Raw genomic sequence first — 9,997 nt, 5'->3', positions numbered from 1 at the left:
TTGTCGCCTGCGGCCCCCAGCTTGGTTATACTTCCCGGCTTTCCCGAATAAATGCACAGGGTCCCGCCGCGCATGGATAAGACCTACCAGCCGCACGCAATCGAAACTTCCTGGTACAACACCTGGGAGTCCGAGAACTATTTCGCTCCACAAGGTGCAGGCGAGTCCTACACCATCATGATCCCGCCGCCGAACGTAACCGGCAGCCTGCACATGGGCCACGGGTTCAACAACGCGATCATGGACGCCCTGATCCGTTTCCGCCGCATGCAAGGCCGCGACACCCTGTGGCAGCCGGGTACCGATCACGCGGGTATCGCCACGCAGATGCTGGTCGAGCGCCAACTTGAAGCCAAAGGCCAGAACCGTCATGACCTGGGCCGCGAAAAGTTCCTGGAAAAAGTCTGGGAATGGAAGGATCAGTCCGGCGGCAACATCAGCCGCCAGATTCGCCGCCTGGGCTCATCGGTAGACTGGAGCCGCGAGCGCTTCACCATGGACGACGGCCTCTCCGAAGCGGTTAAAGAAGCGTTCGTGCGCCTGCATGAAGACGGCCTTATCTACCGCGGCAAGCGCCTGGTCAACTGGGACACCAAGCTGCACACGGCCATCTCCGACCTCGAAGTGGAAAACCACGACGAGAAAGGCCACCTGTGGAACCTGCGCTACCCGCTGGCCGACGGCGCCAAGACCGCCGAAGGCCAGGACTACCTGGTAGTTGCCACCACGCGTCCGGAAACCCTGCTGGGTGACGCTGCCGTGGCCGTCAACCCGAACGACGAACGCTACCAGGCACTGATCGGCAAATTCGTCGAACTGCCATTGGTCGGCCGCCGCATCCCGATCATCGCCGATGACTACTGCGACCCCGAGTTCGGTACCGGTTGCGTGAAGATCACCCCGGCCCACGACTTCAACGACTACGAAGTCGGCAAGCGTCATAACCTGCCGCTGCTGAACATCTTCGACAAGAACGCCTTCGTGCTGGCCAGCGCCCAGGCCTTCAACCTCGACGGCAGCGTTAACGAGCAGGTCGACACCCAACTGCCGGCCCAGTACGCCAACCTTGACCGCTTTGTCGCGCGCAAGCAGATCGTCGCCGACCTGGACGCCCAGGGCCTGCTGGTCAGCATCGACGACCACGCCCTGAAAGTGCCGAAAGGCGACCGCTCCGGCACGGTCATCGAGCCGTGGCTGACCGACCAGTGGTACGTTTCCACCAAGCCGCTGGCAGAGCCTGCCATCGCCGCCGTGGAAGATGGCCGCATCCAGTTCGTGCCCAAGCAATACGAGAACATGTACTTCTCCTGGATGCGCGATATCCAGGACTGGTGCATCAGCCGCCAACTGTGGTGGGGCCACCGCATTCCTGCGTGGTACGACGAGGCCGGCCAGGTCTACGTTGGCCGCAACGAGGAAGAAGTGCGCGCCAAGCACAAGCTGGGCGCCGACGTGGTCCTGCGTCAGGATGACGACGTACTCGACACCTGGTTCAGCTCGGGCCTGTGGACATTCTCCACCCTGGGCTGGCCGGAACAGACCGAATTCCTCAAGAAGTTCCACTCCACCGACGTGCTGGTGACTGGCTTCGACATCATCTTCTTCTGGGTTGCGCGCATGATCATGCTGACCATGCACCTGATCAAGAACGAAGACGGCACCCCGCAGGTACCGTTCAAGACCGTGTACGTGCACGGCCTGGTACGTGACGGCCAGGGCCAGAAGATGTCCAAGTCCAAGGGCAACGTGCTGGACCCGCTGGACATCGTCGACGGTATTACCCTCGACGCCCTGCTGGAAAAACGCACCAGCGGCATGATGCAGCCCAAGCTTGCCGAGAAGATCGCCAAGCAGACCAAGGCCGAGTTCCCCGAAGGTATTGCCAGCTACGGCACCGACGCCCTGCGCTTCACCTTCTGCTCGCTGGCCTCGACAGGCCGCGACATCAAGTTCGACATGGGCCGCGTCGAAGGCTACCGTAACTTCTGCAACAAGATCTGGAACGCTGCCCGCTACGTGCTGGACAAGGGTGAAGACTGCGGCCAGAACGGCGAAGCCTACGAGCTGTCGCTGGCAGACCGCTGGATCATCTCGCAACTTCAGCGTACCGAAGCCGAAGTAACCCGCCAGCTGGAGCAGTTCCGCTTCGACCTGGCCAGCCAGGCGCTGTACGAGTTCATCTGGAACCAGTATTGCGACTGGTACCTGGAGCTGTCCAAACCGGTACTGTGGGACGAAAACGCCCCGGTAGAGCGCGCCCGTGGCACCCGCCGCACCTTGGTGCGCGTGCTGGAGGTGGCACTGCGTCTTGCGCATCCGTTCATGCCGTTCATCACCGAAGAAATCTGGCAGCGCATCGCGCCGCTGGCCGGCATCGACGGCAAGACCATCATGCTGCAGCCATGGCCAGTGGCCAACGAAACGCGCATTGACGCCGCCGCCGAAGGCGACATCGAGTGGCTGAAAGAGTTGATGGTCGGCCTGCGTAATATCCGCGCCGAAATGAACATCGGCCCCGGCAAGCCGCTGCCGCTGTTCCTGAAGAACGCCAACGCCGACGACCAGCGCCGCCTGCAGGAAAACGAAGCGCTGCTGAAGAAGCTGGCCAAGGTCGAGTCGTTCACCGTACTGGGTGATGCCGACGAAGCGCCGCTGTCCGCTACCGCCCTGGTGGGTGACCTGCAAGTGCTGGTGCCAATGGCCGGGCTGATCGACAAGGATGCCGAGCTGGCGCGCCTGAACAAGGAAATCCAGCGTCTGCAAGGTGAAGTGCAACGTGTTGGCGGCAAGCTGTCCAACGCAGCCTTCGTCGACAAGGCCCCGCCTGCGGTGATCGAGAAGGAACGCGCCAAGCTGGCCGAGTCCGAACAGGCCCTGGCCAACTTCACCGAGCAGCATGCGCGGATTGCAGCGCTGTAATCACTAGAGAGACCGTTGGGGCCGCTGCACGGCCCTTTCGCGACACAAGGCCGCTCCCACAGGACGGCGCCAACCTTCAAGGCGCCACCACCCTGTGGGAGCGGCCTTGTGTCGCGAAAGGGCTGCGTAGCAGCCCCAGGTTCTTCAAGCCACCGCTCGTATAGGGCTGGACACTGCCATGACCCCGAACAAACCCACCCTGCACCCGCGCAACCGCCACCAGGGTCGCTACGACTTCCCCAGCCTGATCAAGGCCCACCCTGACCTGGCCCGTTTCACCATCACCAATCCCCACGGCAAGCCCAGCATCGACTTTGCCAACCCCGAAGCCGTCCGCGTGTTCAACCGTGCACTGCTCAAGGCCCAGTACGGCATCCAGCACTGGGACATCCCAGCCGATTACCTGTGCCCGCCCATTCCTGGCCGTGCCGACTACATCCACGTAGCCGCCGATCTGCTGGCCGATGACAATGCTGGCGACGTCCCAAGGGGCACCCAAGTGCGCGCGCTGGACGTCGGCGTGGGGGCCAACTGCATCTATCCACTGCTGGGCCACAGCGACTACCGCTGGCGCTTCCTCGGTTCAGACATCGACCCCGTGGCTCTGGCCTCGGCCAAGGCTATCGTCCAGGCCAATGGCCTGGGCAAAGCCATTACCCTGCGCCAGCAGGCCAACCGAGCGCACATCCTCAGCGGCCTGCTGCAGGAGGGCGAACACTTTGACCTGACCCTGTGCAACCCGCCCTTCCATGCCTCACGCGACGAAGCCACCCGCGGCAGCCAGCGCAAATGGAAGAACCTCGGCAAGCAGGACCCCAAACGCAAGCTGCCGGTGCTGAACTTCGGTGGCCAGAACAATGAACTGTGGTGCGAAGGTGGCGAAATCCGCTTTGTCACCCAGTTGATTGGCGAAAGCGTGCAGTACGCCGAACGGGTGCTGTGGTTCACCAGCCTGGTGTCCAAGGCCAGCAACCTGCCTGGCATCGAGGCCGCGTTGAAGAAGTCCGGCGCCAAGGCCGTGCGCATCATCGAGATGGGCCAGGGGCAGAAACAGAGCCGCATGGTCGCCTGGAGCTTCCATGACGACGCCGCACGCCAGGCCTGGCACGCCCAGCGTAAATCACAGGCATGAAAAAACCGCGCCCGGGCAAGCCGGGCGCGGTTTCGTCAAAACAACAATTACTTGTTGATAGCGTCGGTCAGCACTTTGGCTGGAACGAACTTGACGACTTTCTTGGCAGCGATTTCGATGGCAGCGCCAGTCGAAGGGTTGCGGCCGGTACGGGCAGGACGCTCGGAGACTTTCAGCTTGCCGATGCCTGGCAGAGTGATCTCAGCGCCGTTTTCCAGTTGGTCGGCAACGATCTGGCCCAGTTGCTCCAGAGCGTTCTTGGCGGTGGCTTTTGGCGCGGCGATCGATTCGGCGATGTCGGCAATCAGTTGGTCTTTGGTCAATGCCATGGTGGTGTTCCTTCCCTATCAAATTCGATGGTTATGCAGCGGACTACGACGTTATCGGGCCAGCCCCTTGAAATGGAGGGCCGCGCCAATTGCGTATGTAGATACGAAAATCGGCGTTTGGTTCGACACGACGACAGCATGCTGCCAGCAATGCGCACACGAGGGGCGCAAGACCGCGCAAAACTACCACAGGAATGGATAAATATCCGCTTCGCACTTTGATTAAATGCAGGTTTTTCGGGGGTTTCAGCTGAAAACACACAAAATTGAACAAAAAACGAACAACCGACATATCTGCCAACATACGGCCACTGCATCACCTCAGGTCTAGGTTAAACTTGGCAACTTTTGCAGCTCGCCGAGAATTCCATGCCAATCCGTCATTGCATCGTTCACCTGATCGACAAAAAGCCCGATGGCAGCCCCGCCGTGCTGCATGCTCGCGACTCCGAACTGGCTGCCTCCGATGCCATCGAAAACCTCCTGGCCGACCTCAATGACAGCTACAACGCCAAGCAAGGCAAGGCCTGGGGCTTTTTCCACGGCGAATCGGGCGCCTACCCGCTGAGCGGCTGGCTGAAGCAGTACCTGGAGGGGGAAAAGGACTTCACCGCCTTCAGCCGCGTGGCTGTCGAGCATCTGCAGAAGCTGATGGAAGAGTCCAACCTGTCCACCGGCGGCCACATCCTGTTTGCCCACTATCAGCAAGGCATGACCGAGTACCTGGCGATCGCCCTGCTGCACCATAGCGAAGGCGTGGCGGTGAATGCCGAGCTCGACGTGACCCCTTCCCGTCATCTCGACCTGGGCCAGCTGCACCTGGCAGCACGCATCAACCTGTCGGAGTGGAAGAACAACCAGAACTCCAGGCAGTATATTTCGTTCATCAAGGGCAAGAACGGCAAGAAGGTGTCGGATTACTTCCGCGACTTCATCGGCTGCCAGGAAGGCGTCGACGGCCCGGGCGAAACGCGTACCCTGCTCAAGGCCTTCAGCGATTTCGTCGAAAGCGAAGACCTGCCGGAAGAATCCGCCCGCGAAAAGACCCAGACCCTGGTCGAGTACGCCACCACCCAGACCAAGCTGGGCGAGCCGGTGACGCTCGAAGAGCTGTCCAGCCTGATCGACGAGGACCGCCCCAAAGCGTTCTACGACCACATCCGCAACAAGGACTACGGCCTGTCGCCGGAAATCCCTGCTGACAAACGCACCCTCAACCAGTTCCGCCGTTTCACCGGGCGTGCCGAGGGGCTGTCGATCAGCTTCGAGGCACATTTGCTGGGGGACAAGGTGGAGTATGACGAAGCGGCGGGGACCTTGATCATCAAGGGGCTGCCGACAACCTTGGTGGATCAGCTGAAGCGCCGCAAGGACTGATTTCCCCCAAGCCGCCAAAGGAGGCCACCAGTGCCTCCTTCGCCGACTTGCGCAGCCGTTTCACCAACCGCTCCTGGCGCAGCGCCGCGCCCTTGTCCGGCCACTGCTCCACATACACCAGCGCCTGGGCCGGGCTGGTCTTGAAATAGCGGGCGCCCTGCCCTTTCTGATGCGCGGCGAACCGACGCTGCGGGTCATCGCTGATGCCGCAATACAACGAGCCATTGGCTGCCCTTACCAGATAGACAAACCAGGGCTTACCAACGGCAGGTTCGACGACTTCACTCACCCTGGGCCTGCTGGAATGCGCGCAACCCCTTGAATGCCTGCAGGCGGACCTTGTTCTGCATCAGCGGCGACCACCCCAGCAGCATTCCAGGAACACCCAACGCTTGCCGCGACCAGCGCCACAGGTCAAAGGTATCGTCATGCTGGCAAATCAGCCCATCACGCATGACAAAGCGTGCCTGGATATCGTTGACCACAACACGGCCGGTCTGGCTGAACAGGTAGGTAGCCACCCAGTGCGCGCTGCCACTGTGCTCATCTGCACGTATGCTGTCGAATGTCAGGGTGAAGTTCTTGGCGCGGGTGGTGAGCATCCGCCACATATCGCCTGCGTCCTTGCCGCGCAGGGTGCCGAACACCGGGTCGCTGAAAACGATATCGCTGCTGTAGCAGGCCAGCATGGCGTCGGCATCCAGGCGCTGGACAGCCTGGTAGAAACGGGTAATCAGGGCGCGGTTGGCATCGCTCATTGTGGGCTTGTCCGTCCTAGGTTCGAAAACTGCACGATAATCTGCCCCGATGGCTTATGCCAGTACCCTCCTCTTGGCAGGCAAGAGGACGGTACTGAAAAACAGGCCTCAGACTTTTTCGCAGGTCACCTGCACCTGCAGTGCCCGCCCGGCACCCAGCCCGAACACGACGGCGCCAACGCCCAGTACCGCAAAAATCCAACCCAATGCCGCCCAGCCGCCGGTCAGGTCATGCACCAGGCCCACCGCGAAAGGCCCCATCGAGGCCAGGGTATAACCCACCCCTTGGGCCATGCTCGACAAGTTCGCCGCCACGTGGGCATCTTTCGAGCGCAGCACGATCAAGGTCAGCGCCAGGGCAAAGGTACCGCCCTGCCCCAGGCCCAGCACAATGGCCCACCCCCACAACCCGGAAAGTGGCGCATACAGGCAACCGAACAGGCCCGCCAGCGTACCTGACATGACCAGCACGATTGCCAGCCGCTGGTCCTTGCCGCGGGTGGCCAGCCAGGGAGCACTGAGCGAGCTGATCAACTGCACGATTACCGACCCCGACAGCACCAGCCCTGCCTCGGTAGGGCTGAGGCCGCGACCGATCAGGATCGATGGCAACCAACCGAACACGATGTAGGCCAGTGATGACTGCAGGCCCATATACAGGGTCACCTGCCAGGCCAGTGGGTCACGCCACAAGCCTCGCACGCGATAGGCCACCCTGTGCAGCCCGTGCCCCTGACGGGCCTGTGGCAGCCACACCAGCATGGCCAGCAAAGCCGGCAGCACCCAGAAGCCCAACCCCAGTGCCCAGCTGCCGTCGAAATGCTGGGCCAACGGCACGGTGGCACCCGCAGCCATGGCCGCGCCCAGGCATAATGCCATGGTGTATACACCGGTCAGCGTGCCAGCGTGTTGCGGAAAGTCGCGCTTGACGATACCTGGCAACAATACGCCGATAATGCCGATGCTGGCCCCTGCCATCAGGCTGCCGAGGAACACGCCGACAGCCCCAAAGGTACTTCGTACCACGAGGCCAAGCGCCAGGGTGACGAGGATGCCAAGAATCACCCGCTCGCTGCCAAAGCGCCGCGCCAGCACTGGCGCCAAGGGAGCAAACAGGCCCAGGCAGAGCACCGGCAAGGTGGTCAGCAAGCCCGCCTGCGAAGCATTCAGCCCCAAGCCTTCAGATACTTGGCCCAGCACCGGCGCCATGCTCGACAATGCCGGGCGCAGGTTCAAGGCCACCAGCACCAGGCCCAGCAGCAACAGCCAGGGCCGCCGCAACACCACAGCCTGTTGCTGGACCTGTTCGTCGTCAGCTTCAGCGTCGATCAGCAGCTCATCGAGATCCCGCTCGTTCGATGGGGTATTACGGGTGATGGATTCAGCCATGGCCTTCTCGGTATCAGGATTCAATGAGGGTACGGCTCAGGCGCTTGGCCCGTTCAGCATCACGGTGCTCGATGGCGTCGAGGATCTGCCCATGCAAGTCGAACGTGGCCTGGCAGCGCGGAACGGTGGCCATATTGTGTTGCAGAGCGGCAGCCACGACCCCAGAGAAGTAACGGTATAGCTCGCTCAATGCCGGGTTGTGGGCGGCATCGACCAGCCGCTGGTGGAAGACCAGATCGCAGGCGACATAGGCATCGACATCGCCGTGAAAGTGCCCGGCACTGCCTTCCAGGGCATCCTTCAGCGCTTGCAGGTCGGCATCGTTACGACGCAAAGCCGCCAGGCCGATGGCCTCCGCCTCGAGGATATGGCGGGTCTCGCGGGCCTGCTCGAGCGTACATCGGGACATCGCGTGCACCGCCTGCAGCGGATCCTGGGCAGTGCGCAGGTAGCTGCCGTCTCCCTGGCGAATTTCCACCAGGCCACTGAACGCCAGCACGCGCATGGCCTCACGCACCGTGTTACGGCTAATGCCCAGTTGCAAGGCAAGCTCGGGCTCGGTAGGCAGGCGCTGGCCGACCTGCCAATCGCCCAGCACGATGCATTCGCGCATGCGCTCTACCGCCAACTCCACCAGGGAACGCTTGGTCAGCTCTGTATTCATGTCACTCAACCAATCATCCGATGAATTGCCGCAGCTTACTGGATTGCAGGCGAAGACGTAAACCACCTGGTATTTCTGCCAGTTGTGGGCATGCCCCTTTGTTGCAACGCTCGTTGCGTGCTTTCAAGGATGCGCCCGCATGCGAATGGCGAGTTTGCTGTTACTGCTGTTCCTGGCCCTGCAGCCAGGCTGTGACCCGGCCCGCCACCCGAGCCGCCCCAAGACCTTGCTCATCGGCCTTGATGGCGTGCAACTGCAGCAGTATTTGCAACTGGGCGATGCAACCAACCTGGAGCAGCGGCTTTACTACGGCAAGGCTTACGCCGGGGGTATCAATGGTAAAGCCAGCGAGCAGCTCACGTTGAGCGGCCCTGGCTGGATCACTTTGCTGACCGGCGTGTGGAGCAACAAGCATGGCGTTGAATCGGACGACGACTCGCAACGGGTCAACCCGGCGTTTCCCAGCCTGTTCAAGCGGCTACGCCTGGCCTACCCCAATGCCTACCTCTCCAGCATCGTCAACTGGTCACCCATCAACACGGCATTTCTGCTGGAGGACGCCCATGACGCCGATGTACGCGAAAGTGGTTTGCCAGATGAACAGGTGATTGCGCGTACGTTGCAGATCCTGGGTGACACACCCGCTGACTTCACGTTCATTCAACTGGACGAACCTGACCAGATCGGCCATCAAAGGGGTTACGGTGAGCACTATGCGCAGGCGTTGCGCAAGGCCGACAGCGAGATCGGGCGGCTATTGGACAAGGTAGACCAGCGGCGTCGCATGTTCCCACAGGAAGACTGGCTGGTACTCGTCAGCACCAACCATGGCCGGGACTATTGGGGGAAAGGCCATGGCGGCGCTTCGGAGCAGGAAAAGAGTATCTTCATCGCCAGCAATAAGCCGTTGAATCAGGAACTGACCGAGCTGAGCATTCCTGTGGAGATGCCTGGGCCCGGCGGCCTGTACGGGCTTCCCGCGCAGACCTCGGTAGCGCCCACGGTGCTGCGCCACATGGGCCTCAAGCTGCAGCCGCAATGGCTATTGGACGGCACGCCTTTACTGGGTGATACCGGCGTGCGCAAGGCGCGGGCCGATGAAAACAAAGGACGGCTACGCTGGAACAGTAACGCCAAGGGTTATCTGACCATTATCAAGAACGGCCATGTGGTTGCCCAGGTTGCGGCCAGAGACGATCAATGGATCGATCCGGAGGGGATGGACAAGCAGAACGATTATGCACTGGTGCTGGATGGTACACCGGCGGCGGTGCGCAACAGGCCGGCAGCCAAGCCATTTGTGATCGAAGACCGCCGCTATTAAGCCCTTGAGAAGCAACAGTTCTGTCGTTCCTCAAGGGCTGGCGCGATCCCCGTAGGAGCGGGTTCACCCGCGAATGGGCCGGGCCTGCTGGCCAGTTTCCACCCG

At 61.6% G+C, this 9,997-nt stretch carries 9 protein-coding genes; 4 read left to right on the top strand and 5 right to left on the bottom strand.

Annotation, left to right across the window (positions count from 1 at the left end; all coding sequences use genetic code 11):
- The first annotated feature begins 72 nt into the window (after window positions 1-72).
- Together BJQ17_RS28765 and rlmF are read left to right on the top strand one after the other, a co-directional pair.
- Window positions 73-2,919: a valine--tRNA ligase gene (locus BJQ17_RS28765; protein WP_004575658.1), complete on the top strand. Its 2,847-nt coding sequence runs from the start codon at window positions 73-75 to the stop codon at window positions 2,917-2,919.
- 178 nt (window positions 2,920-3,097) lie between these two features.
- Window positions 3,098-4,051: a 23S rRNA (adenine(1618)-N(6))-methyltransferase RlmF gene (gene rlmF / locus BJQ17_RS28760; RefSeq protein WP_070096964.1), complete on the top strand. Its 954-nt coding sequence runs from the start codon at window positions 3,098-3,100 to the stop codon at window positions 4,049-4,051.
- Between the two features lie 47 nt (window positions 4,052-4,098).
- Here rlmF and BJQ17_RS28755 read toward each other — a convergent pair whose 3' ends face one another.
- Window positions 4,099-4,380 carry an HU family DNA-binding protein gene (locus tag BJQ17_RS28755; RefSeq protein ID WP_003255106.1) on the bottom strand — a complete coding sequence of 94 codons (282 nt, stop codon included), beginning with the start codon at window positions 4,378-4,380 and terminating at the stop codon, window positions 4,099-4,101.
- A gap of 369 nt (window positions 4,381-4,749) precedes the next feature.
- Here BJQ17_RS28755 and yejK point away from each other — a divergent pair, with 369 nt between their 5' ends.
- Window positions 4,750-5,757, top strand: a complete 1,008-nt coding sequence (yejK, locus tag BJQ17_RS28750) for a nucleoid-associated protein YejK (RefSeq protein ID WP_003255108.1) — start codon at window positions 4,750-4,752, stop codon at window positions 5,755-5,757.
- Here yejK and BJQ17_RS28745 read toward each other — a convergent pair.
- The 4 genes from BJQ17_RS28745 to BJQ17_RS28730 all read right to left on the bottom strand — a co-directional run bounded on the left by BJQ17_RS28745 (window position 5,705) and on the right by BJQ17_RS28730 (window position 8,568).
- Window positions 5,705-6,046: a GIY-YIG nuclease family protein gene (locus BJQ17_RS28745; RefSeq protein ID WP_003255109.1), complete on the bottom strand. Its 342-nt coding sequence runs from the start codon at window positions 6,044-6,046 to the stop codon at window positions 5,705-5,707. The two genes, yejK and BJQ17_RS28745, sit on opposite strands and share 53 nt — an antisense overlap.
- A complete protein-coding gene (locus BJQ17_RS28740) occupies window positions 6,039-6,515 on the bottom strand; it encodes a nuclear transport factor 2 family protein (RefSeq protein WP_070096963.1) in 477 nt (158 codons plus the stop codon). The genes BJQ17_RS28745 and BJQ17_RS28740 overlap by 8 nt, the downstream gene beginning before the upstream one ends.
- 108 nt (window positions 6,516-6,623) lie before the next feature.
- Window positions 6,624-7,904 carry an MFS transporter gene (locus BJQ17_RS28735; protein WP_047605000.1) on the bottom strand — a complete coding sequence of 427 codons (1,281 nt, stop codon included), beginning with the start codon at window positions 7,902-7,904 and terminating at the stop codon, window positions 6,624-6,626.
- 13 nt (window positions 7,905-7,917) lie between these two features.
- On the bottom strand, window positions 7,918-8,568 hold the full coding sequence (locus BJQ17_RS28730) for a FadR/GntR family transcriptional regulator (RefSeq protein ID WP_070096962.1): 651 nt from the start codon (window positions 8,566-8,568) through the stop codon (window positions 7,918-7,920).
- 139 nt (window positions 8,569-8,707) lie between these two features.
- Here BJQ17_RS28730 and BJQ17_RS28725 point away from each other — a divergent pair, with 139 nt between their 5' ends.
- Window positions 8,708-9,892: an alkaline phosphatase family protein gene (locus BJQ17_RS28725; protein ID WP_060546724.1), complete on the top strand. Its 1,185-nt coding sequence runs from the start codon at window positions 8,708-8,710 to the stop codon at window positions 9,890-9,892.
- Window positions 9,893-9,997: the final 105 nt, after the last annotated feature.

Origin of the sequence: Pseudomonas sp. NBRC 111139 (assembly GCF_001753955.1) — a bacterium.
Classification (GTDB): domain Bacteria; phylum Pseudomonadota; class Gammaproteobacteria; order Pseudomonadales; family Pseudomonadaceae; genus Aquipseudomonas; species Aquipseudomonas alloputida.
The sequence above is the reverse complement of the archived record's forward strand: the minus strand, read 5'-3'. Positions and strand labels throughout refer to the sequence as shown.

Bases quoted from the DNA above. Each gene is read 5' to 3' on its own strand.
- BJQ17_RS28765 (WP_004575658.1), top strand. From the start codon at position 73: ATGGATAAGACCTACCAGCCGCACGCAATCGAAACTTCCTGGTACAAC.
- rlmF (WP_070096964.1), top strand. From the start codon at position 3,098: ATGACCCCGAACAAACCCACCCTGCACCCGCGCAACCGCCACCAGGGT.
- BJQ17_RS28755 (WP_003255106.1), bottom strand. From the start codon at position 4,380: ATGGCATTGACCAAAGACCAACTGATTGCCGACATCGCCGAATCGATC.
- yejK (WP_003255108.1), top strand. From the start codon at position 4,750: ATGCCAATCCGTCATTGCATCGTTCACCTGATCGACAAAAAGCCCGAT.
- BJQ17_RS28740 (WP_070096963.1), bottom strand. From the start codon at position 6,515: ATGAGCGATGCCAACCGCGCCCTGATTACCCGTTTCTACCAGGCTGTC.
- BJQ17_RS28735 (WP_047605000.1), bottom strand. From the start codon at position 7,904: ATGGCTGAATCCATCACCCGTAATACCCCATCGAACGAGCGGGATCTC.
- BJQ17_RS28730 (WP_070096962.1), bottom strand. From the start codon at position 8,568: ATGAATACAGAGCTGACCAAGCGTTCCCTGGTGGAGTTGGCGGTAGAG.
- BJQ17_RS28725 (WP_060546724.1), top strand. From the start codon at position 8,708: ATGCGAATGGCGAGTTTGCTGTTACTGCTGTTCCTGGCCCTGCAGCCA.